Consider the following 24,734-nt stretch of genomic DNA (forward strand, 5'->3'; position numbering starts at 1 on the left):
GAGCCAACGCATGAACAACAAGAACAATCACAACCTGAACCTGCGCAGGTGCCTGCTCGCCTCGGCCATCGCGGCCGGCATGGGCGCGCCGGTGGTGGTCCAGGCGTTCGAAGTCAACACCGGTAGTCCGGACTGGTCGGTGCGCTTCGACAATACCGTGAAGTACAACTACGGCGTTCGCACCGAGAGCGCCGACAAGCGGATGCTGGCCACGCCGAACAACAACGACGGCGACTACAACTTCCGTCGCTCCGGCACCAACATCACCAACCGTGTCGACCTGTTGACCGAGCTGGACGTGATCCACCAGGGCAACAAGGGGTTCCGTGTCAGCGCCGCCAGCTGGTACGACAAGGCCTATGACAACACCGGCTCGAACTCCAACCCCTTCGTCAATGGCAACGAGGCCTTTTCCCGCATCGCCGGCCAGCCCGGTGCCAACAATGCGGTACTGGGCAGCCCGCACCTTTCCAACTACGCGCAGCGCTACTACAGCGGCCCGTCCGGCGAAATCCTCGACGCCTTCGTGTTCTACACCACCGAGATCGGCGACGAATCCTTGTTCAGCGTCAAGGTCGGCCAGCACAACGTGTACTGGGGCGAAACCCTCCTCAACCCGGTCCACGCCGTCAGCTACGGCCAGTCCGGCCTGGACCTGGCCAAGCTCGCCGCCGCGCCGGGCACCGAAGCCAAGGAACTCTTCGTCCCGCGCAACCAGATCTCCGCCTCCTTCACCATCAACCCCGAGCTGACCGTTGCCGCCCAGTATTTCCTGGAGTGGGACCAGGCGCGCCTGCCGGAAGCCGGCACCTATTACGGCAGCTCGGACCTGGTGGGCGAGGGCGCCCAGTCCTTCATCCTCGGCCACACCGGCGGCCCGGGCCTGGCGGGACCGAACGGCACCCTCACCAGCATCCGCCGTGGCCACGACATCACCCCGGACAAGCGTGGCGACTGGGGCCTGATGCTCAAGTGGTCGCCGGTCTGGCTGGACGGCACCCTGGGCGCCTACTACCGACAGACCTCGGAAATCCTGCCGCAAGCGGTGCTGGACGGCACCGGCCTGAGCGCCCGTGGCGCCGGCGGCCCCATCGCCAACGTGCAGAATTCCATCAGCACCACCAGCTACAAGTTCGCCTATGGCGACGACATCGACATCTTCGGCCTGAGCCTGTCCAAGGAGTTCGCCGGGGTCAGCGTCGCCAGCGACCTGAACATCCGCCACAACATGCCCCTGGCGAGCATTCCGGCCATCGTCAGCGCCCCCGGCGCCGGTGGCCTGGCCGCCGGCCTCGGCCTGCTGCCGCCCCGCCTCGCGGCCACCGGCGTGGTCACCGAGCAGCCGAGCAGCGGCGACAGCATGAGCGCCACCGGCGACACCCTGCACTGGACCCTCAACGGCCTGATGACCATCGGCAACACGCCGCTGTTCGACTCGGCCTCGCTGCTGGGCGAGCTCTACTACAGCAACCTGCTGAAGCTCGATAGCCATAACGAGGCGCTCTACAAGGGCAAGAGCAGCTACCGTGGCATCGACAAGCCGACCCGCGACAACTGGGGTATCGCGGTGAACTTCACGCCCACCTGGTACCAGGTGTTCCCGGGCGTGGACCTGTCGGCACCGATGTCGATCAACGTCGGCCTGGACGGTGTTTCCCCGGTTCAGGGCGGCGGCGCCGAAGACACCGGCAACTACTCGGTCGGTGTCGGCGCGGCCATCTACAACCAGTACTTCGTCGACCTGAAGTACGTGGACTCCTTCGGCGATGCCGAGAAGTGCACCAACGGAGCCACCGACGGCTCCACACCCAACGCATTGGACGCCACGCAGCGCTACACCTGCTACGCCGGGGGTTACTCCTCCTTCTCCGGCGGCGGGGCTACCACGGAAGACCGTGGCGCGGTGTACCTGACTTTCAAGACCACCTTCTGACATTCCGCACCGCTCGTAACCCGAGCAGGAGAACAACGAGATGAAATTCGTGAAAACTCTGATGGCGGCTTCCCTCGCGGTGGCCTTCGCTGGTTCCGTCCATGCCGCCGTGTCGCCTGAAGAGGCCGCCAAGCTGGGCACCAGCCTGACCCTGGTGGGCGCTGAGAAAGCTGCCAACGCCGACGGTTCGATCCCCGCCTACGAGGGTGGCCTGACCACCGCCCCGGCGGGCTTCAAGGCCGGCGACACCATGCGCCCGGACCCCTTCGCCAGCGAGCAGCCGCTGCTGGTGATCGACGGCAAGAACGTCGACCAGTACAAGAACCTGCTGAGCGCCACCACGGTGGAACTGGCCAAGCGTTACCCGAGCTTCCGCGTGGACGTCTTCCCGACCCACCGCACCGTGGCCATGCCCAAGCCGGTACTGGACAACGCCGTGAAGAACGCCACTGGCGCCAAGACCGCCAATGACGGCCTGGCCCTGGACAACGTACTGCCGGGCGTACCCTTCCCGATTCCGCAGTCGGGCGCCGAAGCCATGTGGAACCACCTGCTGCGCTACCAGGGCGTGACCATCAACACCAAGTACGACTCCTGGAACGTCGACGCCGCGGGCGTGGCCACCCTCGCCACCACCGGCCAGGCGTACATCAACTACCCGATCTACGAAGACCTGTCCAAGCCCATCGCCAACACCGACGTCTACTACCAGATGAAGCTGTACTACTCCGGCCCGGCTCGCCGCGCCGGCGAGGCGATCATGCTCAAGGACGCCGCCAACGCCGTCGAGCAGCCGCGTCGCGCCTGGCAGTACCTGCCTGGCCAGCGCCGCGTGAAGCTGGCACCGAGCCTGGCCTACGACACCCCGAACCCGGGTACCGCCGGTGCCGGCACCTACGATGACGTGTTCGTCTTCAACGGCGCGCTGGACCGCTACGACTGGAAGCTGGTGGGCAAGCAGGAACTGATCGTGCCCTACAACACCTACAAGCTGACCTACGCCCAGGACCCGAAGACCCTGACCACCCCGAACCACCTGGCGCCTGACCACGTGCGCTGGGAGAAGCACCGCGTCTGGGTCGTGGAAGGCACGCTGAAGCCCGGCGCCCGCCACATCTACGCCAAGCGCCGCTTCTACCTGGACGAGGACAGCTGGGTGGCCCTGGCGTCCGACCAATATGACGCCCGTGGACAGATCTACCGTGGCTCCTTCGCCTTCCTCAGCCAGAGCTACGACAAGCAGGTACCGGACACCACCCCGTTCGTGATCTACGACCTGGTGGGCAACTCCTACAACATCAACGGCATCGTCGGCCCGTACGGCGGCATCCGTTACATCGACCCGCTGACCAAGGCTCAGTGGGCAGCCGAGTCCCTGGCTGGCGCCGGCATTCGCTGAGCCAGGCTGGTTGCCGCTCCCTTTGTGTGTGGGGGGAGCGGCAACCCCTTTTTTTTCAGAGGACGTCCCAATGTTTCCTTTCAAATCCATCGCCCTGGGCCTCGCCCTGGCGGCCGGCAGCTGTGGCGCCGCGCCGCTGGTGGACGTGCTGGACCTGCCCGCGGCGCGCAGCGAGTTGGCATCGCGCAGTCCCTTGCTGGACCTGGCGCAGGCCGGCCCGCGCCTGGTCGCCGTGGGCCAGCGCGGGCACATTCTGTATTCCGATGACCAGGGCGCGAGCTGGACCCAGGCCAGCGTGCCGGTCAGCTCCGACCTGAATGCCGTGCAGTTCGTCTCGGCCAGCGAAGGCTGGGCCGTGGGCCATGACGGCGTGGTCCTGCACAGCCGCGATGGCGGCGCCAGTTGGGAGAAGCAGCTCGACGGGCGCCAGCTCGGCCGCCTGATGCTGGACTTCTATGGCGCCCAGCCAGAGGCCGGGCAATGGCTGGAAGAGGCGAAGCGGATCGAGGCCGAAGGCGCCGACAAACCCTTCCTCGACCTCTGGTTCAGCGACGCGCAGAACGGTTTCGTGGTCGGGGCCTTCAACCTGATCTTCCGCACCCGCGACGGCGGCCGCACCTGGGAGCCCTGGGCGGACCGTACCGACAACCCGTCCGCCTACCACCTCAACGCCATCGCCGGCCACGGCAAGCAGCTGTTCATCGCCGGGGAGCAGGGCCTGCTGCTGCGTCTCGACGACAGCGGCGAACGTTTCCAGGCCCTGACGTCGCCCTATCAGGGCAGCTTCTTCGGCCTCAGTGTCCAGCCGGGCCTGGTGCTGGCCCATGGTCTGCGCGGCAACGCCTATCGCAGCACCGACGAAGGCGCCAGCTGGACGCAGGTGAAGACCGGCCTGAACAGCAGTATCACCGCGTCCGCGCGCGACACCCATGGCCAGGTCTACCTGTTCGGCCTGACGGGCCAGGTGCTGGCCAGCAGTGACAATGGCGCCAGCTTCCAGGCCCTGGAACTCGGCCAACCGGTACCCGTCTACGGCGCCCTGGCAGCGACCGACGGCAGCCTGCTGCTGGTGGGACCGCGCGGCGTCAGCCAGCGGCCTCTGCCGACCGGCAAACAAGAATAAGTGCGAGGCGAACCCCCATGGGTGGCATGAAACAAGACGCGATGCCGGTAATCCGGGATCTCAAGGACTTCGATGCGCGCAGCGGCAACCTGCTGGAGCGCATGGTGTTCAACAATCGGCTGCCGTTCGTGGTCGGCATCCTGCTGGTTACGCTGCTGCTGGGCTATATGGCCCTCACGCGGCTGGAGCTGCGTCCCAGCTTCGAGAAGATGATTCCCCAGGGACATCCCTACATCCAGAACTTCCTGGACAACCGCAAGGCCCTGCGCGGCCTGGGCAACAGCGTCCGGGTGGTGGTGGAAAACACCGAAGGCGACATCTTCGACCCGGCCTACCTGGATGCCCTGAAACAGGTGCATGACGAGCTGTTCCTCACCCCCGGCGTCGACCGCGCCTGGATGAAGTCCCTCTGGGCGAGCGGCGTGCGCTGGACCGAGGTGACCGAGGAAGGCTTCCAGGGCGGGCCGGTGATGCCCGACGGCTACGACGGTTCCAAGGCGAGCATCGAGCAGTTGCGGCAGAACATCGCCCGCGCCGGCATCGTCGGCAGCCTGGTGGCCAATGACTTCAAGTCCACGATGCTGGTGGTGCCGCTGCTGGACCATGCCGCGGCCGGCGGCCAGGGCGTGGACTATCACGAGTTCTCCCGCACCCTCGAAGACAAGCTGCGCCTGCGTTTCGAATACGCCGGCGACAGCCAGGCCCAGGCGTCGGGCGAGGAGGGGCAGGGCGCCATCAAGGTCCGCGTGATCGGCTTCGCCAAGCTGGTGGGGGACCTGATCGACGGCCTGATGCGGGTCATGGCCTTCTTCGGCCTGGCCGTGGTCACCGCGTTCTTCATCATCCTGGCGTATACCCGCTGCCTGCGCAGCAGCCTGCTGGTGATCGCCTGCTCGCTGCTGGCGGTGGTCTGGCAGTTGGGCATCGTCGCCTGGCTCGGCTACGCGCTGGACCCCTATTCGATCCTGGTGCCGTTCCTGATCTTCGCCATCGGCGTGTCCCACGCGGCGCAGAAGATGAACGGGATCATGCAGGACATCGCCCGGGGCACCCATCGGCTGGTGGCGGCGCGCTACACCTTCCGCCGCCTGTTCCTCGCCGGGGTCACCGCCCTGCTGGCCGACGCGGTGGGCTTCGCGGTGCTGATGCTGATCGACATCCCGGTGATCCAGGACCTGGCGATCACCGCCAGTATCGGTGTAGCCGTGCTGATCCTCACCACCCTGCTGATGATGCCGGTGGCGCTGTCCTATGTGGGCGTCGGCAAGAAGGCCGCCGAGCGCGCCTTGCGCATCGACACCAATGCCGCCGCGCACAAGGGCTTCGGGCATATCTGGGATTTCCTCGACCGCTTCACCGAAAAGCGCTGGGCGCTGGTTACCGTGTGCCTGGCTGGCGTCCTCGGCGTGGCGGGCTTCATGGTCAGCCTGCAGCTGCAGATCGGCGACCTTGACGCCGGCGCCCCGGAGCTGCGTCCGGAGTCCCGCTACAACCGCGACAACGCCTACATCACCAGCCACTACGCGCTGTCCAGCGACCTGTTCGCGGTGATGGTGAAAACCCCGGCCGAAGGCTGCCTGAACTACCAGACCCTGATCCAGGCCGACCGTCTGGCCTGGGCCCTGCAGCAGCACCCCAACGTGCAGGCCACGGCCTCGCTGGCCAACGCAGTCCGGCAGATCACCGCCGGCACCTACGAGGGCAATCCGAAGTTCCTCAGCCTGCAACGCAACCAGGACGTGCTGAACTACGCCGCCCAGCAGGCCTCGGTGAACACGCCGGAGCTGTTCAACACCGACTGCTCGCTGATGCCGGTGATCGCCTTCCTCAAGGATCACAAGGCGCAGACGCTGGACGAGGTGGTCGCTATCGCCGATCGCTTCGCCAGCGAGAACAGCAGCGAAGATCGTCAGTTCCTCCTGGCTGCGGGCAGCGCGGGCATCGAGGCGGCGACCAACATCGTCGTGCGCGACGCCAACCGCACCATGCTGTTCTACGTCTACCTGGCGGTGACCGTGTTCTGCCTGATTACCTTCCGCAGCTGGCGGGCGACGGTGGTGGCGCTGCTGCCGCTGGTGCTCACCTCGATACTCTGCGAGGCGCTGATGGTGGCGATGGGCATTGGCGTCAAGGTGGCCACCCTGCCGGTGATCGCCCTGGGCGTCGGCATTGGCGTGGATTACGCGCTGTACCTGCTCAGCGTGCAGTTGCAATTCCAGCGCCAGGGCCTACCGCTGGCGGCCGCCTACAAGAAGGCGGTGTCCTTCACCGGACGGGTGGTGGCGCTGGTGGGCATCACCCTGGCCGCCGGTGTGGTGTGCTGGGCCTGGTCGCCGATCAAGTTCCAGGCCGACATGGGCATCCTGCTCACCTTCATGTTCCTCTGGAACATGATCGGCGCGCTGATCCTGATTCCGGCGCTGTCCTACTTCCTGCTGCGCGAGCGTGACACGGCGGAGCAGCCGGTCAGCCCGGAGGGCCCGTCCCGCGAGCGCCAGGCCGCCGCGACCCTGGAAGAAGGCCCCCTGCAGGCCGAGCGGGTGGAAACGGCACAGCCTTGAGATTGGACTAATCTGGAAACGGGGGATCGCCGCCGGCTGTTCTGCAGCACGGCGGCGATGCCGTTTCCGGCCTGGTCGACCTGCCTGCTGCGCGACGGCCAGGGCCATGCTTCAAGGAGGGGAACATGCTCGAGTACGCGGCATTGGTCATTCTTATCTTCGTGGGGGTGGTGCTGTTTTACGGCATCATCGTGCTTCACGACATTCCCTACGAGATCGCCGTCCACCGTAATCACCCGCACCAGGACGCCATTCATGCCGCGGGCTGGGTGAGCCTCTTCACCTTGCATGCCCTGTGGCCGTTCCTGTGGATCTGGGCGATGTTGTATCGCGAAGACCGTGGCTGGGGTTTCACCGCCGGCAAAGCGGGCAACAGCCCCCAGGCGGAACTGGCGCAACAGCTCGCCGAGTTGCGCCAGCGCATCGAGCAGATCGAAGCCCGCGCACAGGCCCCGCAACACGATGAGAAGGAGGACTGAGCCATGGACCTGTTGCTGGTGCTCACCTACACGGCCTTCTGCGTCGCCATCTTCAAGATCTTCAAGATCCCGCTGAACAAGTGGTCGGTGCCCACGGCCGTACTCGGCGGGGTGGTGCTGATCGGTGCGCTGATCTTCACCATGAACTACAACCACCCCTATTCGGAGGTGGCACGGACCTATTTCGTCTCGGTGCCGATCGTTCCCGAGGTGTCCGGCCAGGTGGTCGAGGTGCCGGTCAAGACCAACCAGCCGCTGGAGAAGGGCGATGTGCTGTTCCGCATCGACCCGACGCCCTTCGAGAACAGGGTGAAGTCCATCCAGGCCCAACTGGTGTCGGCGCGCGCCGACCAGTCCCGCGCCCGCGAACTGGCCGCGCGCAACGTGGGCAACCGGCGTGACGTGGACCTCACCACCGCACGGGTGGATGACCTGCAGGCGCAACTCAACATCGCCGAATTCGACCTGGAAAACACCGTGGTGAAGGCACCGAGCAAGGGCTTCGTCACCCACGTTTCGCTGCGACCCGGGGTGCGCGCGGTGAAACTGCCGCTGCGCCCGGCCATGGTGTTCATCCCCGACGAGGGTTTCTACTTCGCAGCCTGGATGCGCCAGAACAGCCAGTTGCGCCTGACCGCGGGCGATGAAGCGGAGGTGGCCTTCGATGGCATTCCCGGCAAGGTGTTCCAGGGCAGGGTGAAGCAGGTGATCGCGGTGATCGGCGAAGGCCAGGTGCAGCCGTCCGGCACGCTGATCAGCTTTACTGGCTCGCCGCCGCCTGGGCGCGTACCGGTGATCATCGAGATCACCGACCCCGACTATGCCCAGTACGCGGCGGTGATGCCCGGCGGCTCTTACGGCCAGGCGGCGCTCTACAGCAAGCATTTCCACCATGTGGCGATCATGCGCAAGATTCTCCTGCGGATGGCGGCCTGGATGAATTACATCTTCCCCTTCCACTGACCGCCGGCGGGATGCTCGGCGATCCAGTGCCGGGCGATTTCCTCGCGGCGGCAGATCCACACCCCCTCATGGCCCTGCAGGTGATCGAGGAAGCGCGCCAGGGCCATGGCGCGGGCCGGGTGACCGCTGATCCGGCCATGCAGGCCGATGCTCATCATCTTCGGTTGCCGCTCGCCTTCGGCCCAAAGGCAGTCGAAGGCGTCCCTGAGCACACGGAGGAAATCCTCCCCCGAGGCGAAGCCGTGGGGCATCAGGTAGCGGGCGTCGTTGTTCACCAGGGTGTAGGGCAGGATCAGGTGCGGTGGCGCGCCGGGCAGCCAGTAGGGCAGGTCGTCGTTATAGGCGTCCGAGCTGTAGAGGAAGCCGCCTTCTTCGCGCAGCAGCCGGCGCGTATTGGCGCTGACCCGCCCGGTGTACCAGCCCACGGGCCGCGTGCCGCAGATTTGCTCGATCAGCTCGATGGTGCGCCGGATATGGCGGCGTTCCTCGTCTTCGGGGATGGCCCGGTAATCCAGCCAGCGGTAGCCATGGCCGGCGACTTCATGACCGGCGGCTCGCAGCGCATGGCCGATCTGCGGCGCCAGCTCCAGGGCGCGGCCCACGGCGAAGGCGGTCAGCGGCAGGCCGCGGGCCTGGAACAGGTCAAGGAGGCGCCAGACGCCCGCCCGTGAGCCGTACTCGTAGAGACCCTCGACGCTGAGGTCGCGTTCGCCGCTGCGGGGCGGGCGGCCGGGCAGTTCATGCAGATAGGCCTCGGACTGGGCGTCGCCATTGAGCACCGTGGATTCGCCGCCTTCCTCGATATTCAGCACGAACTGCACCGCCACCCGTGCATCGCCGGGCCAATGCGGATGAGGCGGCTTGCCGCCATAACCCAGCAGATCGCGTTCCATGCTCAACCCAGCTCGAAGGTGGTGACGCCGAAGATGCGCTCGTGGCTGATATCCGGGAACGGGCCGAGGTACATCCGCGCGCAGCCGAAGACTTCGCTCATGCCATGGCGCTGCACCAGTGCCATGGCCTCGGGGTTGTTCTCCGGGGCATCGAGGAACAGCGGGCCGCCCGCGGCGAAGCCGGCCAGGTAGGTAAAGAGGGCTTCGGCCACGCCGGCGTCATCGGCGAACAGCGGGCCGATCTTGCAGCCGTGCTGGCAGCGCCGGACCACCCCGAACCCCGCGAGGCGGCCATCGCGCCGGCAGCCCAGGGCGAGGGCGTCGGGCTGATCGATCCAGGCCCGCAGGAACGCCGAGCGTGGCGCCGGGAAGCAGGTGCGGTCGTAGGCTTCGATATCAGCCAGCGGGAACTCCGCGAGGGGCACCACGTCTTCATCCGGCGTCCATTCCGGCGCACTGGCGATGTCCAACTGGTAGCGCAGGTTGCGATGGGAAAAGACGAAGCCGCCCCTCGCGTAGTAATCCTGCATGTCGAACACCCCATCCATGCCGATGGTCGCGCCTGGTTGCAGGCGGGCGAGCAGCCGGTCACGACGGGCGTGCCAGAGCTGGTTGCCGAGGCCGCGCCCGCGAAACGCCGGACGGACGATGAAAAACCCCATGAAACCGAATTCGCCGCCGTAGGACGTGATCGCCCCGCCGCCGATCAGCTCGCCGTCCAGTTCGGCGGCGATATAGGCCTGCGGGTCGGTCGCCCAGAACGCGTCGGCATCGTGCAGGCCGGGGTTCCAGCCCTCGCACTCGGCCCAGTCGACCAGTTGATCCAGTTCGGGGCGGAGCATGTTGCGGATCACCAGCGGGATGGACATTGCCGGACACTCCTCGGCCTGGGTGGACGCTTTCGGTATAGCGCCAACCGGGGAGGGCGGCCAGGCCGTCGGGCGGGCTCAGGTGTCGCGCAGCAGGTCGTGGGCGTCCAGCAGGCGCCAGGCGATCTCCGGGCGGTGCTCCAGGCCCCGGCGAATGGCCGCCGGAATCGACTGGCGGGTCTTGCGGCAGAGGCCGGGCAACGCGTCGATCCGGATATCGATGCCGCGCATGCTGCGCACTTCGCTGAAACCCGGGGCGATATGCAGGCGCACCCCCAGTTGCTCGAAAATACGCCGCTGCATGTGCTCCAGGTCATCCAGGCTGCGGATGGCCTCCAGCCGCTCCAGCAGGCGCTTCTCCTCCTGCCGGGTCAACCGCAGGATGCGCAGGTCCGCGCCGGGCGTTTCCAGCAGCGCCTCGCGCCCGCAGTCGCAGGCGCCGGGCGGGCAGGGTTGGCGGGTGGGGAATGAGGGCGTCATGGCTACCGATCATAGCCAGCTGTCAGGCGGGCCGCATCAGCCGAGGTGTTCCACCACGGCCTGGAGTACGACGTCCGCCTTCTCCCGGTGGGGGACGTGGCCGCAGTCGCCGAGCATGAGGACCCGCGACGGGCCGTCGGTGAGCTGGGCGATCCGCTGCGGGTGCAGCGCGGAGCCGAACTCGTCCTGGTCGCCGTGGATCGCCAGCAACGGGCAGTCCAGGCGCTGCACCTCCGCTTCCAGGTTCCAGTCGGTGAAGGCGGGCGACAGCCAGGTTTCGGTCCAGGCATCGAGCACCCAGCGGGCCTTGTCGCCATGGTATTTGGCCAGCCTCTGCAACTGGCCGTCCTGCTGGAAACCGTGCTTGGCCTCGCGGATGCCTTGCAGGGTGAGGTCTTCGACGAAGGCCTGGGCCGATTCGGTGATCAGCGCCTGGCAATGCTCCCGATGGCGGGCCGCGCAATGGACGGCCATGCCGCCACCGACGCTGTGGCCAAAGGCGATGAACTCGCGAATGCCAAGGGCGTCCTTCAGCGCCGGGAAGTCGCGCTCGGCCTCGTCGCCGACGAAACCGACGCTCAGCTCACCGGGGTGCGCATCGGAACGGCCGAAGCCGAGCCGGTCGTAGGCCACCACCGACTTGCCGGTGACGGCGGCCAGCCGGGCGGGGAACTCCCGCCACAGCTCCACGCAACCGAGGGAGTCGTGGAAGAGCACAATGGGCGCCTCGTCGAAGGACGGGCTGAGGCGGTCCGGGCTCCAGATGCGCACGAAGAGCCGGCCATGCAGGCTGTCGATGCGCAGGTCCTGGGTGTGATGGCTGGGGCTTGGCACGGATTGCTCCAGGTCGGGGAAAGGCTGCACAGGCTGCCAGAAAACGCCCCGCGCGGCAGCAGGGAGGAACTGCGGTCGGCGAAGTTATCCATCCGGCGTGGCGCGCACAGCCACGCCAGCCACCATCAAACAGCCCCGCTTGCGCGGGAATGCAGTTCACAGAAGTAACGGGGCTCGATCAGTCCCCTCGCCCCTTTGGGGAGAGGGTTAGGGAGAGGGGGAAACGACTGTTTCGCAGGGATTTCGCCCCTCTCCCCCAGCCCCTCTCCCATAAATGGGAGAGGGGAGCGAGTCATGCGCGCGCTTAAGTGAACCGCATGACCGCCTGCGCGGGGCTTCTTCTCAGCCTTGACGCTTACTTGCCGCGATTGTCGTAGACGTGGCACGCCTTGCCTTCGGAACGCTTCAGCGAGTAGCAGGGACGCAGGACGATGCGCGAGCTGATGCCGATGTAGGTCTTGATGTACTTCGACAGCTCGTTGCACACGGCCTGCTGCTGGGACTCGCCCAGGCTTTCGTGTTCATGCTTGAGCTCGACATGGACTTCGATGCTGTCCAGGTTGCCGTTGCGGAACAGGTGGATTTCGTAGTTCTCGGACAGCTGCTTGACCTTCAGCACCTGCTCCTCGATCTGCGTCGGGAACACGTTCACGCCCCGGATGATCAGCATGTCGTCGCTGCGGCCGGTGATCTTGTCCATGCGCCGCATCGGCCGCGCGGTGCCCGGCAGCAGGCGGGTCAGGTCGCGGGTGCGGTAGCGGATCATCGGCAGCGCTTCCTTGGACAGCGAGGTGAACACCAGCTCGCCCATTTCGCCGTCCGGCAGCACTTCGCCGGTCACCGGGTCGATGATCTCGGGGTAGAAGTGGTCTTCCCAGATGGTCGGGCCGTCCTTGGTCTCGGCGCATTCCATCGCCACGCCCGGGCCCATGATTTCCGACAGGCCGTAGATGTCCAGGGCGGTGATGCCCAGGCGCTCTTCGATGGCGCGGCGCAGCTCGGCGGTCCAGGGCTCGGCGCCGAAGATGCCCAGGCGCAGGGCCAGTTTGTGCGGGTCGATGCCCTGGCGCTCGATCTCGTCGGCCAGGTTCAGCATGTAGGACGGGGTGACCATGATGATGTCCGGCTGGAAATCGCGGATCAGTTGGACCTGCTTCTCGGTCTGGCCGCCGGACATGGGGATCACGGTGCAGCCCAGGCGCTCGGCGCCGTAGTGGGCGCCGAGACCGCCGGTGAACAGGCCGTAGCCGTAGGAGATGTGCACCTTGTCGCCCTTGCGGCCGCCGGCAGCGCGGATCGAGCGCGCCACGACGTTGGCCCAGGTGTCGATGTCGTTCTGGGTGTAGCCGACCACGGTGGGTTTGCCGGTGGTGCCGCTGGAGGCATGAATGCGCACGATCTCGCTCTGCGGCACCGCGAACATGCCGAAGGGGTAGTTGTCGCGCAGGTCGCATTTGCCGGTGAAGGGGAACTTCGACAGGTCTTCGAGGGATTTCAGGTCGTCCGGGTGCACGCCTTTTTCATCGAAGCGCTGGCGGTACAGGGGGACGTTCTCGTAAGCGTGCTTCAGGCTCCAGCGCAGACGCTCCAGCTGATGCTGGCGCAGTTCGTCGACGCTGGCGGTTTCCATCGGATCAAGCAAGGCGGTATTGGCAATCATGTTCATGGTTTCACTCGAATTGTTTTTGTCGTCAACAGCCAGCGCCTTCGGCTGTGAGTGCTGGGGAACAGCATACTCCCCATCCGTTTATGCAAACTCTGTCGATCCGTTTCAGAGCCTTTCGATGATCAAGGCGATGCCCTGGCCGACGCCGATGCACATGGTGCAGAGGGCGTAGCGGCCCTGGCGTTCTTCCAGTTCGTGCAGGGCGGTGGTGACCAGGCGCGCGCCGCTCATGCCCAACGGGTGGCCGAGGGCGATGGCGCCGCCGTTGGGGTTCACCCGGGCGTCGTCGTCGGCCAGGCCGAGCTCGCGCAGCACGGCGAGGCCCTGGGCGGCGAAGGCTTCGTTGAGTTCGATCACGTCCATGTCGGCCAGCGACAGGCCGGTCAGCTCCAGCACCTTGCGAGTGGCCGGGACCGGGCCGATGCCCATGATGCGCGGCTCGACGCCGGCGGTGGCCATGCCGACCACGCGCGCGCGGGCCTTCAGACCGTGGCGCTTGGCGGCTTCGGGGCTGGCCAGGAGCAGGGCGCAGGCGCCGTCGTTCACGCCCGAGGCATTGCCGGCGGTGACGCTGCCGCCCTGGCGGAACGGGGTGCCCAGCTTGGCCAGTTGTTCGAGGGTGGTGTCGCCACGGGGATGCTCATCCTGCTCGACCACCTTTGGCGGGCCCTTGCGCTGGGGAATCTCCACCGGGACGATTTCCTTCGCCAGGCGGCCATTGGCCTGGGCGGCGGCGGCGCGCTGCTGGCTGCGCAGGGCGAAAGCGTCCTGGTCCGCGCGGGAGATGTTGAACTGTTCGGCGACGTTCTCCGCGGTCTCCGGCATGGAGTCGATACCGAACTGGCCCTTCATCAGCGGGTTGACGAAGCGCCAGCCGATGGTGGTGTCGAAGATCTCCGCCTGGCGGGAGAAGGCGGTGTCGGCCTTGCCCATGACGAAGGGCGCGCGGGACATGGATTCCACGCCGCCGGCCAGCATCAGGCCCGCCTCGCCGCAGCGCAGGGCGCGGGCGGCATTGCCGATGGCGTCCAGGCCGGAGCCGCAGAGGCGGTTGAGGGTGGTGCCCGGCACCGTCACCGGCAGGCCGGCGAGCAGGGCGGACATGCGCGCGACGTTGCGGTTGTCTTCGCCAGCCTGGTTGGCGCAGCCGTAGATCACGTCGTCGATGGCGCTCCAGTCCAGCTCCGGGTGGCGGGCCATCAGGGCGCGCAGGGGCACGGCGCCGAGGTCGTCGGCGCGTACGCCGGACAGGGCACCGGCGTAGCGGCCGATGGGGGTACGCACGGCGTCGATAATCAGGGCGTCATTCATCAGGGGTCTCCTGCGCGAGCACCGCGCCGCGCACTTTGTAGGATTTGCCGTGGAAGAGGGCGATCAATTGCCCGTTCTGGTTTTCGATGCGCACGTCGTAGTTGCCGGTGCGTCCGCTGCGGCTCTGCTCGGTGGCCTGGGCGGTGAGGGTGTCGCCCAGGCGCGCCGGCGCCACGTAGTCGATGCTGCAGCCGATGGCCACGGTGGCTTCGTTGTAGCTGTTGCAGGCGAAGGCGAAGGCCGAGTCGGCCAGGGCGAACAGGTAGCCGCCGTGGCAGGTGCCGTGGCCCTGGACCATGTCCGCGCGCACGCTCATGCCGACGCGCGCCTGGCCCGGCGCCACGGAGAGCAGGCGCATGCCCATGGCCTGGCTGGCGGCATCGCGCTCGAACAGGGCGCTGCCGCAGGCTTCGGCGAGTGAAAGCGCTTCGTGATTGGTCATCGAAAGCTCCTCCCCTCGGCGACCTGGCGACGAAGCAGCAGGGAAGGGCGGTAGCGCGCTTCGCCATAGGCGGCCTGGAGGTTGTCCAGGGTGCGCAGGACTGCCGGCAGGCCGATGGCGTCGGCCCAGGCCAGCGGGCCTTGCGGGTAGTTCACCCCGGCGCGCATGGCCAGATCGATGTCGGCGGCCGAGCCGACGCCCTGGAGCACGGCATCGGCGCCTTCGTTGGCCAGCATGGCCACGGTGCGCAGCACGGCGAGGCCGGGAATGTCGGCCAGCGGGCTGACCTTCAGGCCGGCGCGTTGCAGCAGGGCCACGGCCTGGTCGCGGGCGGAATCGGCGGTGCCGGCGGCGCAGGCGATGCCGAGGCGGGTGGCCTTGGTGTAGTCCAGGGCGAGGTCGATCAGCACCAGATTGGTCAGGCCGTCTTCGCCGGCACGCTGGCTGGCCAGGCGGCCGTCGGAGAGGGCGAGTACCGCATCGCCGACGCGCAGCAGGCCACTGCCGTCGCGACGTGTCACCTGTACGCCAGCGTCACTCAAGCGCTGGATCAGCGGCTCGGCCACACCCAGGCTGCCTTCCACCACGCAGCGGTCGACGTTGGCGCTGCTGCTCAGTTCGGCGGCTTGGGGGCGCTCGACACCTTCGGCGTAGCGGTAGAAGCCCTGGCCCGATTTGCGGCCCAGGCGGCCGGCATCCACCAGTTCCTTCTGGATCAGCGAGGGCTGGAAGCGGAAGTCGCCGTAGTAGGCGTCGAACACCGAGCAGGTGACGGCGTAATTGACGTCATGGCCGATCAGGTCGGTGAGTTCGAAGGCACCCATGCGGAAGCCACCGGCTTCACGCATCAGGGCGTCGAGGGTGGCGCAATCGGCGGCGCCTTCCTGCAGGAGGCGCAGGCTTTCGGCATAGAAGGGGCGGGCCACGCGGTTGACGATGAAGCCCGGCGTGGACTTCGTGTGCACCGGCTGCTTGCCCCAGGCCTTGGCGGTTTCATAGAGGTCGTTGGCCAGGGCGGGATCGCTGGCCAGTCCCGAGACGATCTCCACCAGGGCCATCAACGGCGCCGGGTTGAAGAAGTGCAGGCCGATCACCCGGCCCGGATGCTGGAGGCCAGCGGCCAGGCTGGTGATGGACAGGGACGAGGTGTTGCTGGCGAGGATGCAGTCGGCGCTGCACAGGCTTTCCAGCTGGCGTAGCAGGCCACGCTTGACCTCCAGGTTCTCGACGATGGCCTCAATCACCAGGCTGCAATCGCTCAGGGCCTCGATGGCGTCCGCCGGTTGCAGGCGGGCGACGATGGCGCTGCGCTCGTCGGCGTCGAGCTTGCCTTTCTCCACCAGGCGGCCGAGTTGGCGGTCGATGCCGTCGATGGCCTGGGCGGCGGCGCCGGGGCGGTTGTCATGCAGCTTGACCGGGTGGCCGGCCTGGGCGGCGACCTGGGCGATACCGGCACCCATGGCGCCGGCGCCGATCACGGCGACAGTGGCGGATGTATTCAGGGCGGGCATGGGCTCAGCGTCCTTTGAAGGCCGGGGTACGTTTTTCCATGAAGGCGCTGACGCCCTCGCGGTAATCCTCGCTGCGCCCGGCCAGGCGCTGCAGGTCGCGTTCCAGGTCCAGCTGCTCGTCGAAGCTGTTGTTCAGGCTGGCGTTCAGGCTGCGCTTGATCAGGGCCAGGCCGTAGGTGGGCTGGGTGGCCAGGTGGCGGGCCAGCTTCAGGGCTTCTTCGCGCAGGGATGCGTCGTCCACCACCCGGTAGATCAGGCCCCACTGCTCGGCCTGTTCGGCGCTGAGGCGGTCGCCCAGCAGGGTGAGGGCCTTGGCGCGGGCCATGCCGACCAGGCGGGGCAGGGTCCAGGTGCCGCCGGAGTCCGGGATCAGGCCGATCTTGCAGAAGGCCTGGATGAAATTGGCGGAGCGGGCAGCAATGACCAGGTCGCAGGCCAGCGGAATGTTCGCACCAGCGCCGGCGGCCACGCCGTTCACCGCGCAGATGACCGGCAGCGGCAGGTCGCGCAGGGCGCGGATCAGCGGGTTGTAGAAGGTCTCGATGGATTCGCCCAGGTCCGGCGCGGCGGCGCCCGGCGCGACATTGCGGTCGCCCAGGTCCTGGCCGGCGCAGAAGCCGCGGCCTTCGCCGGTCAGCAGCAGCACGCGGACTTCGGGGTTCTGGCGAACCTGCTTGAGGGCCTCGCGGACCTCGCCATGCATCGTGGCGTTGAAGCTGTTCAGTTGTTCCGGGCGGTTGAGGCTGAGGGTGGCGACGCCAGCCTCGATGGAAAACAGGATGTGCTCGAAGTTCATGGCTCTGGGCGCTCTATGGAGTTCGAAGGGGCGTTCGGCCAGTGCTCACTGGCCGGTGAATTCGGGGCGACGCTTTTCCTGGAAGGCGCGGATGCCTTCCTCGCGGTCGCGGGTGCCGGCCAGCAGGGTGAAGGCGTGGCGCTCGAAGCGCAGGCCGCTGGCGAGGTCGGTGTCCTCGGCCTTCAGCAGCGCTTCCTTGGCCAGGCGCACGGCCAGCGGCGCCTTCCGGGCGATGACACGGGCGATGGCGACGGCGCGTTCGACGGTGAACTCCGGCTGGGTCACTTCGCTCACCAGGCCGGCACGCTGGGCGTGACGGGCATCGATGGCTTCGCCGGTGAGGACCATCTGCATGGCCAGGGATTTGCCCACGGCGCGCAGCAGGCGCTGGGTGCCACCGGCGCCGGGCATGATTCCGAGGTTGATTTCCGGCTGGCCGAAGCGGGCGTCTTCGCCGGCGATGAGGATGTCGGCGTGCATGGCCAGCTCGCAGCCGCCGCCCAGGCAGAAGCCATTGATGGCGGCGATCAGCGGTTTACTGAAGCGGGTGATGCGTTGCCAGTGGGCCAGGCGCGGGTCATTGAGGATGCCCACCAGGTCGCGCTCGGCCATTTCCTTTATATCGGCGCCTGCGGCGAAGGCTTTGCGGCTGCCGGTGAGCACCACCACGCGGGTTTCGCTGTCCTGTTCGGCGGCGTCCAGTTCGGCGGCCAGTTCGCCCAGCAACTCGGTGTTGAGGGCGTTGAGCGCTTCCGGGCGCTGCAGGGTGATCAGGCGAACGCCCTGCTCAGGCGGCAGGACGACAAGGGTACGAGGCATGTCTCGGGTCCTCAGGTGCACGCGCGGCCTCGTGCGGCCGCTCTTATTGGGTGGGTCCGGGGCTGGCCCCTTCCTTTGCCGGCCGCGCTGAGGGCGTGGCGACTTTCGCCGGAGTATAACCACAAAGCGATACAAAACAAGCATGGCAAATATTATTTATGTGTCTCATATGGTCGATGTTTAAGCCAAAGTAACAGGCTCACAACCTGCATTCGGTGGCTTTATGTGCCGTGGTTACTGGGATTTTGATGCTTAGATGTATTCGTGAGGCTGGCTGGCGACCGGCTGTCATCTGATACAGCGGATTGAGCTTTTCTGTTTATGATTGATGTGATACAAAATTCTGCATCGAGCGAATCGCTTTTGGCCCCCTTGGGGCTTCACCTGTCTTGCTGAGGAGTTCTTCCATGTCGACCACTGCCCGCGCCGCCGCCCTCGAGCTGTTCGAGCACCATCGCGGCACTCTCGAACGCGCCGTCCAGGCCATTGGCGAGCGCGGCTACTGGTCGCCCTTCCCGGAAAGCCTCAAGCAGTACCCGGAAGAGGCGGTGAAGGGCGCCCAGGCCGATTTCGAAGCGCTGCTCGGCCAGCACTTCGCCCTGGTCGGCCCGCAGTCCGTGGGCCGCGCGGGTGCCGAGCGTTCGCCCTACGGCTTCGACCTCAATGTGAGCTACGACCAGTACGACGCGGATGAGCTGCTGTCGCGCCTGCAGGCGGCGCTGCCGGCCTGGCGTGATGCCGGTCCGCAGGCGCGGGTCGGTGCCTGCCTGGAGATCCTCCAGCGCCTCAATGCCCTGAGCCCAACCCTGGCCCATGCGGTGATGCACACCAGTGGCCAGGCCTACATGATGGCCTTCCAGGCCGGCGGCCCCCACGCCCAGGACCGTGGCCTTGAAGTACTGGCCTACGCTTGGCGGGCCATGGCCGAAGTGCCGCAGGCCGCACGTTGGACCAAGCCCCAGGGCAAGCAGGACCCGCTGGTGCTGGACAAGCGCTGGCACATCGTTCCGCGCGGCCTGTCCCTGGTGATCGCCTGCTCCACCTTCCCCACCTGGAACACCTACCCGGGCCTGTTCGCCAGCCTGGCCACCGGCAACCCGGTGCTGGTCAAGGCACATCCCGGCGCGATCCTGCCGGTGGCCATGAGCGTCAAGGTGGTCCAGGACGTACTGGCCGAGCTGGGCTTCGATCCGGCCCTGGTGAGCCTGGTGGTGGACACGCCGGAAGCGCCGGTCAGCCAGCGGCTGGCCCTGGACCCGCGGGTCAAACTGGTGGATTTCACTGGCTCCAACGCCTTCGGCAACTGGCTGGAAGACAATGCGCGCCAGGCCCAGGTGTTCACCGAAAAGGCCGGCATCAACAGCGTGATCATCGACAGCGTGCGCGACATCAAGGCTGTGGCGCGCAACCTGGCCTTCTCCCTCAGCCTGTATTCCGGGCAGATGTGCACCACCACCCAGGCCCTCTACGTGCCCCGTGGCGGCATCCGCAATGGTGACGAGCTGATGTCCTTCGACGAGGTGGCGCAGAGCCTGGCCGACGCGGTGCGCAGTTTCCTCGCCGACAACGAGCGGGCCTGCGCGGTGATCGGCGCCCTCCAGTCCGAGGCCACCGCCCAGCGTATCCAGGCCTGCCGCGCCCTGGGCGAGGTGCTTTTGGACAGCGAGGCCCGCGAGCATCCGCAGTTCCCGGGCGCGCGCGTCCACACGCCGCTGCTGCTGAAAGTGGACGCCGCCGACCGCGAGGCTTACTCCGAAGAGCGCTTCGGTCCCATCGCCTTCGTCATCGCCACCGACGATACCGAACACAGCCTGCGCCTCGCCGGTGAGGTGATCGCCGAGAAGGGCGCCCTGACCCTGGGTGTCTATTCCACTGACGAGGCCGTGCTGGACCGTGCCGAGCAGTTGTCCCAGGATGTCGCCGTCGCCCTGTCGATCAACTTCGACGGCGGCGTCTTCGTCAACCAGTCCGCCGCCTTCAGCGACTTCCACGCCAGCGGTGGCAACCCGGCCGCCAACGCTTCGATCACCGACGGCGCCTTCGTCGCCCGTCGTTTCGTCACCGTGCAGAGCCGCCGCCACGGCGAATAAGCAGAAGGAGTTCCAGATGACCTGCTACAGCCTCGATGGCCTGACCCCGGTGGTGCATCCCACCGCCTATGTGCACCCGACCGCCGTGTTGATCGGCGATGTGATCATCGGGCCGGGCTGCTATGTCGGCCCGCTCGCCAGCCTGCGGGGCGACTTCGGCCGGATCGTCCTGGAGGAGGGCGCCAACATCCAGGACACCTGCGTGATGCACGGTTTTCCCGACAGCGACACGGTGGTCGAGCGCAATGGCCACATCGGCCACGGCGCTGTGCTGCATGGCTGCCGCATCGGTGAAGACGCCCTGGTGGGGATGAACGCGGTGGTGATGGATAACGCGCGCATCGGCGCGCGCTCCTTCGTGTCCGCCACCGCCTTCGTCAAGGCCGGTTTCAGTTGCGAGGAGCAGTCACTGGTGATGGGCGCTCCGGCGCAGGTCAAGCGCCGCCTCAGCGACGAGGAAGTGGCCTGGAAGCAGGCCGGCACCCGCGAATACCAGCAACTGGCCCAGCGCTGCCTGGCCAACCTGCAGCCCTGCGCGCCGCTGGCCGAGGTCGAGGCCGACCGTCCGCGCATCGCCGATCGGGGCCTGCGGCCGAAAGGGGGCTCGTCGCAATGAGTGCGGTCTTCGCACACCGGGGAGGTTCCCCGATGGTCATGCCGAGGAGCCTGCGGGTATATTCGGCATCTTTTCCGTTTCCACTATGCCCATGACTTCGCTCGTGCCCCTGGATCAACTCGTCACCCGTTTCCAGCAGCAGACGCCGATTCGCGCCAGCTCGCTGATCATCACCCTCTATGGCGATGCCATCGAACCCCACGGCGGCACCGTCTGGCTGGGCAGTCTGATCCAGTTGCTGGAGCCCATGGGCATCAACGAACGACTGATCCGCACCTCGATCTTCCGCCTGACCAAGGAAGGCTGGCTGAGTGCCGAGAAAGTCGGTCGGCGCAGCTATTACAGCCTGACCGGCGCGGGCCGGCGGCGCTTCGAAAAGGCCTTCAAGCGGGTCTACAGCTCCAGCGTCCCGGCCTGGGACGGCGCCTGGTCCCTGGTGGTGCTCTCGCAACTGCCCCAGGACAAGCGCAAACAGGTGCGCGAAGAGCTGGAGTGGCAGGGTTTTGGTGCGATTTCGCCCACGGTGCTGGCCAACCCGCGCTGCGACCGGGTGGACCTGACCGCCACCCTGCAGGAGCTGGACGCCCTGGAAGACAGCATTGTCTTCGAGACCCGCTCCCAGGACGTGCTGGCCTCCAAGGCCCTGCGCATGCAGGTTCGCGAGAGCTGGAACATCGACGAACTGGGCACCCACTACAGCGAGTTCATCCAGCTGTTCCGCCCGCTCTGGCAGGCCCTGCGCGAGCAGGAGGACTTGCGCCCGGAGGAATGCTTCCTGGCCCGAACCTTGCTGATCCACGAATACCGCAAGCTGCTGCTGCGCGACCCGCAATTGCCCGACGAACTGCTTCCGGGCGATTGGGAAGGCCGCGCGGCGCGCCAGCTGTGCCGCAACATCTACCGGCTGATCTTCGCCAAGGCGGAAGAGTGGCTGAATGCGGCGCTGGAAACCGCGGACGGCCCATTGCCGGAAGCGGGCGAGAACTTCTATCAGCGTTTCGGCGGATTGAGGTAGAGCAACCGCTTCGAGCGGATGTCACGGACGAGGTAAACCCGGCCTGTCGCGTCGCCAGGCCGGAGCAATGATAAGAACAACGATGAGCACGAGGCCGTGAAAGCCATGACGACAGCACGAGCACTGAGGGCAGACCGCTTCGACGAGTGGCTGCAGGGCATCAATCAGGTCTGCGGGCGCTTCGGCGCCAAGCTGCTGGGCTCGGAATTCTCCGGGGCCATTCGTGAATACAAGGCCGGTGCGATCAAGCTGAGTTTCGTCGACGTGGCCCAGGCGCGCCTGTTCCGCACGCCCCGGGAGGTGGCGCAGAGCGAAGGCAAGCACTTCTATCTGGCGTTCCAGCTGGGTGGCCGCGCCGGCATGGAGCAGGCGGGCAGCCGTATCGAGATGGCCCCCGGCGACATCACGCTGATCGACTCCACCCAGCCCAGTGACTTCGTCTACCACGAGAATTCCCGCCAGCTCTCGCTGATCCTGCCGCGCCATGTGGTGGAGCAGGGCCTGCGCTTTTCCGGCGTGCGCTGCGCCCAGCGCATCCCGGCGAGCTCGCCGGTGGCGGTGCTGGCGAACCGGCTGATCCTCGAATCCACCCGCCAGGCGAGCCTCAGCCTGCCGGAAAGCGAGGCCACCCTCGACGCGGTGGTCAGCCTGTTGCGTCCGGCCCTGTGCGCCGCCGAGGTGGAACCGGACGCCCACGAGCGGCTGTTCCGCAAGACCTTGCGCTTCATCGACGAGAACCTCTGCGCGGAAGAACTCTGTCCCGAGGCCATCGCCCGCGAAGTGGGGGTGTCGGTGCGCGGCCTCTACCGCATGTTCGCCAAGAAGGGCCTGGTGGTGGCGCAGTACATCAAGAACCGCCGCCTGGACTTCTGCGCCGAAAGCCTGCGCCACGCCACCGCCGAGCAGAAGCTCTCGGCCCTCGGCTATGCCTGGGGCTTCACCGATTCCAGCTACTTCTCCACCGCCTTCAAGGCGCGCTTCGGCGTGTCCCCCAGCGAATACCGCAGGCAGTACAGCCAGGGTTGAGGCACGCACTCGCATCGCTTTTCTTGTGGGGGCGATTTCAATCGCTGAGGGTGGCGTAGCCGCCCCCTTGAGGGATTCCAGGGCAGGACTGCGTCCTGCTTGGCGAATGAATTCGCCCCCACAGATGTGTATCCCACCTTCCCGCCCCGCCCACACCTGGCAGCCCTGCCAACACGTCTGGCACAGACAAAAAAACCTCGATCCCCGCCAACGCCGAGAATCCGGGCATCGGCCCTGTTTCCGTACGCGTCGCCACGACCGTAGGTGATGGGCCCCGGCCGACGAATCAAGAGGATCACGCATGAGCAAGGTCGAAATCCTGCCGCAGGTCGCGGCATTCCTGGAGCGCCGCCACGGCTGCTTTATCGATGGCCAGTGGGTGCTGCCGGAAGGTCCGACGACCCCGGTGCTGAACCCCGCCACGGGGGAAACCATCGCCGCGGTGCCGGACGTGCCGCTGGTGTACCTGGAGCAGGCCGTGCAGTCGGCCCACAAGGCGTTCAAGTCCCGCGTCTGGTCCGGCCTGCGTCCGGCCGACCGCGAGCGCATCCTGCTGCGCTTCACCGCCCTGGTGGAAGCGCACGCCGAAGAGCTGGCCCAGTTGGAAACCCTGAGCCAGGGCAAGTCCATCAACATCTCGCGCATGCTGGATGTGGGCGCCACGGTCGAGTTCATGCGCTACATGTCCGGCTGGGCCACCAAGATCGAAGGCCAGACCCTGGACGTGTCCATCCCGATCCCGCCGGGCTCGCGTTTCACGGCTTTCGCCCGTCGTGAGCCGGTGGGCGTGGTGGCCGGCATCGTGCCGTGGAACTTCCCGCTGATGATCACCACCTGGAAGCTGATGCCGGCCCTGGCCTGCGGCTGCACCGTGGTCATCAAGCCCGCCAGCGAAACCCCGCTGACCGCCCTGCGCCTGGCCGAGCTGGCCGTCGAGGCGGGCATCCCGGCCGGCGTGTTCAACGTCATCACCGGCGGCGGCAGCACCGTCGGCAACGCCCTGGCTTCGCACCCACTGATCAGCAAGGTGTCCTTCACCGGCTCCACCGCGGTGGGCAAGAGCGTCGGCGTGGCCTGCATGCAACACATGACCCGCTTCGCCCTGGAGCTGGGTGGCAAGAACCCGATGATCCTGCTGGAAGACGCCGACGTGGAGAAGGCGATGCAGGGTGCGCTGCTCGGCGGCCTGCTGAACAACGGCCAGGTCTGCGCCGCAGCCTCGCGCTTCTATGTGCACCAGTCCATCTACGAGCAGTTCGTCGAGGGCCTGGCCGCGGCGGTGAAGGGGCTGTCCATCGGCCCGGGCATGGACCAGGAAGCGGCGATCAACCCGCTGGTGTCGTTCAAGCAGCAGCAGAACGTGCTCAGGCACATCGACCTGGCCCGCCAGGAAGGCGCCCGCGTGGTGGCCGGTGGCGAGCGCCTGGACGGCGACGGCTTCTTCGTCCAGCCCACTGTGCTGGCGGATGTGAACCACGCGATGACCGTGGCCCGCGAAGAGGTGTTCGGTCCGGTGCTGTCGGTGATTCCCTTCACCGACGAAGACGCCATGATCGAACTGGCCAACGACAGTCCCTACGGCCTGGCCGCCAGCCTCTGGACCAACGACCTGTCCAAGGCGATGAACCTGGTGCCGCGCATCGAGGCCGGCACCGTCTGGGTCAACGCCCACGTGCTGCTGGACCCGAACATGCCGTTCGGCGGCGTCAAGCAATCCGGCATGGGCCGCGAGTTCGGCCGCGCCGTGATCGAGGCCTATACCGAGCTGAAGTCGGTGTGCATCGCCCACTGATCCTGAACCCTCGATTTCCGGCAGGCGCCTTCACGCCTGCCGGTCTTTTTGGTTCACGCTGATCCGCCCGGCACTTCGCTGGACGACCTGAGCAGAGACGGTGCGCTGACGATCCG

At 66.8% G+C, this 24,734-nt stretch carries 21 protein-coding genes; 11 read left to right on the top strand and 10 right to left on the bottom strand.

All coding sequences use genetic code 11. From position 1 onward, the window contains the following. The first annotated feature begins 10 nt into the window (after positions 1-10). From PJW05_RS12510 to PJW05_RS12535, 6 genes are all read left to right on the top strand, one after another. The gene (locus PJW05_RS12510) at positions 11-1,933 is read left to right on the top strand and encodes a DUF1302 domain-containing protein (protein WP_271412013.1); all 1,923 of its coding nucleotides are present in this window, start codon (positions 11-13) and stop codon (positions 1,931-1,933) included. Between the two features lie 40 nt (positions 1,934-1,973). Next, complete coding sequence (locus PJW05_RS12515; RefSeq protein WP_271412014.1) at positions 1,974-3,332, top strand: DUF1329 domain-containing protein; 1,359 nt, start codon at positions 1,974-1,976, stop codon at positions 3,330-3,332. 70 nt (positions 3,333-3,402) lie between these two features. Then, complete coding sequence (locus PJW05_RS12520) at positions 3,403-4,455, top strand: WD40/YVTN/BNR-like repeat-containing protein (RefSeq protein WP_271412015.1); 1,053 nt, start codon at positions 3,403-3,405, stop codon at positions 4,453-4,455. Positions 4,456-4,472: 17 nt separating this feature from the next. Next, on the top strand, positions 4,473-7,016 hold the full coding sequence (locus PJW05_RS12525; RefSeq protein WP_271412016.1) for an efflux RND transporter permease subunit: 2,544 nt from the start codon (positions 4,473-4,475) through the stop codon (positions 7,014-7,016). A 125-nt stretch (positions 7,017-7,141) separates the two neighbouring features. Continuing rightward, positions 7,142-7,495, top strand: a complete 354-nt coding sequence (locus tag PJW05_RS12530; RefSeq protein WP_271412017.1) for a DUF3302 domain-containing protein — start codon at positions 7,142-7,144, stop codon at positions 7,493-7,495. A gap of 3 nt (positions 7,496-7,498) precedes the next feature. Further along, the gene (locus PJW05_RS12535; protein WP_271412018.1) at positions 7,499-8,458 is read left to right on the top strand and encodes an HlyD family secretion protein; all 960 of its coding nucleotides are present in this window, start codon (positions 7,499-7,501) and stop codon (positions 8,456-8,458) included. Here the strand turns inward: PJW05_RS12535 and puuE are convergent. The 10 genes from puuE to paaF form a co-directional block, all read right to left on the bottom strand. Continuing rightward, complete coding sequence (gene puuE, locus PJW05_RS12540) at positions 8,437-9,351, bottom strand: allantoinase PuuE (protein ID WP_271412019.1); 915 nt, start codon at positions 9,349-9,351, stop codon at positions 8,437-8,439. The genes PJW05_RS12535 and puuE overlap by 22 nt on opposite strands. A 2-nt stretch (positions 9,352-9,353) precedes the next feature. After that, positions 9,354-10,220: a GNAT family N-acetyltransferase gene (locus PJW05_RS12545; RefSeq protein WP_271412020.1), complete on the bottom strand. Its 867-nt coding sequence runs from the start codon at positions 10,218-10,220 to the stop codon at positions 9,354-9,356. Positions 10,221-10,298: 78 nt separating this feature from the next. Next, positions 10,299-10,700, bottom strand: a complete 402-nt coding sequence (locus tag PJW05_RS12550) for a hypothetical protein (RefSeq protein WP_271412021.1) — start codon at positions 10,698-10,700, stop codon at positions 10,299-10,301. A gap of 36 nt (positions 10,701-10,736) precedes the next feature. Further along, positions 10,737-11,534 (bottom strand): alpha/beta fold hydrolase, encoded by a 798-nt coding sequence (locus PJW05_RS12555; RefSeq protein WP_271412022.1) that lies wholly within the window; start codon positions 11,532-11,534, stop codon positions 10,737-10,739. Positions 11,535-11,889: 355 nt separating this feature from the next. Next, a complete protein-coding gene (gene paaK / locus PJW05_RS12560) occupies positions 11,890-13,200 on the bottom strand; it encodes a phenylacetate--CoA ligase PaaK (RefSeq protein WP_271412023.1) in 1,311 nt (436 codons plus the stop codon). A gap of 105 nt (positions 13,201-13,305) precedes the next feature. After that, entirely contained in the window at positions 13,306-14,511 is a 1,206-nt protein-coding gene (pcaF, locus tag PJW05_RS12565; RefSeq protein WP_271412024.1) for a 3-oxoadipyl-CoA thiolase, read from the bottom strand. After that, positions 14,504-14,953 carry a hydroxyphenylacetyl-CoA thioesterase PaaI gene (paaI, locus tag PJW05_RS12570; RefSeq protein WP_271412025.1) on the bottom strand — a complete coding sequence of 150 codons (450 nt, stop codon included), beginning with the start codon at positions 14,951-14,953 and terminating at the stop codon, positions 14,504-14,506. Before paaI ends, pcaF begins: the two co-directional genes overlap by 8 nt. After that, a complete protein-coding gene (gene paaH / locus PJW05_RS12575; RefSeq protein WP_271412026.1) occupies positions 14,950-16,464 on the bottom strand; it encodes a 3-hydroxyacyl-CoA dehydrogenase PaaH in 1,515 nt (504 codons plus the stop codon). Before paaH ends, paaI begins: the two co-directional genes overlap by 4 nt. A 4-nt stretch (positions 16,465-16,468) precedes the next feature. After that, positions 16,469-17,260: a 2-(1,2-epoxy-1,2-dihydrophenyl)acetyl-CoA isomerase PaaG gene (paaG, locus tag PJW05_RS12580; RefSeq protein ID WP_271412027.1), complete on the bottom strand. Its 792-nt coding sequence runs from the start codon at positions 17,258-17,260 to the stop codon at positions 16,469-16,471. A 45-nt stretch (positions 17,261-17,305) separates the two neighbouring features. Beyond that, entirely contained in the window at positions 17,306-18,079 is a 774-nt protein-coding gene (gene paaF / locus PJW05_RS12585; protein ID WP_271412028.1) for a 2,3-dehydroadipyl-CoA hydratase PaaF, read from the bottom strand. Positions 18,080-18,486: 407 nt separating this feature from the next. On the opposite strand from paaF, the gene paaN reads away from it, so the two are divergent. The 5 genes from paaN to PJW05_RS12610 all read left to right on the top strand — a co-directional run bounded on the left by paaN (position 18,487) and on the right by PJW05_RS12610 (position 24,618). After that, positions 18,487-20,169, top strand: coding sequence for a phenylacetic acid degradation protein PaaN (paaN, locus tag PJW05_RS12590; RefSeq protein ID WP_271412029.1), 1,683 nt, complete (start codon positions 18,487-18,489; stop codon positions 20,167-20,169). 16 nt (positions 20,170-20,185) lie between these two features. Next, on the top strand, positions 20,186-20,785 hold the full coding sequence (gene paaY / locus PJW05_RS12595) for a phenylacetic acid degradation protein PaaY (RefSeq protein ID WP_271412030.1): 600 nt from the start codon (positions 20,186-20,188) through the stop codon (positions 20,783-20,785). Between the two features lie 91 nt (positions 20,786-20,876). Continuing rightward, a complete protein-coding gene (paaX, locus tag PJW05_RS12600) occupies positions 20,877-21,800 on the top strand; it encodes a phenylacetic acid degradation operon negative regulatory protein PaaX (RefSeq protein ID WP_271412031.1) in 924 nt (307 codons plus the stop codon). 105 nt (positions 21,801-21,905) lie between these two features. Beyond that, positions 21,906-22,826, top strand: coding sequence for a transcriptional regulator FeaR (feaR, locus tag PJW05_RS12605; RefSeq protein WP_271412032.1), 921 nt, complete (start codon positions 21,906-21,908; stop codon positions 22,824-22,826). 301 nt (positions 22,827-23,127) lie between these two features. Beyond that, positions 23,128-24,618, top strand: a complete 1,491-nt coding sequence (locus tag PJW05_RS12610) for an aldehyde dehydrogenase family protein (protein ID WP_271412033.1) — start codon at positions 23,128-23,130, stop codon at positions 24,616-24,618. The last annotated feature ends 116 nt before the right edge of the window (positions 24,619-24,734 follow it).

The organism is Pseudomonas sp. Q1-7, from assembly GCF_028010285.1.
In the GTDB taxonomy this organism is placed as follows: domain Bacteria; phylum Pseudomonadota; class Gammaproteobacteria; order Pseudomonadales; family Pseudomonadaceae; genus Metapseudomonas.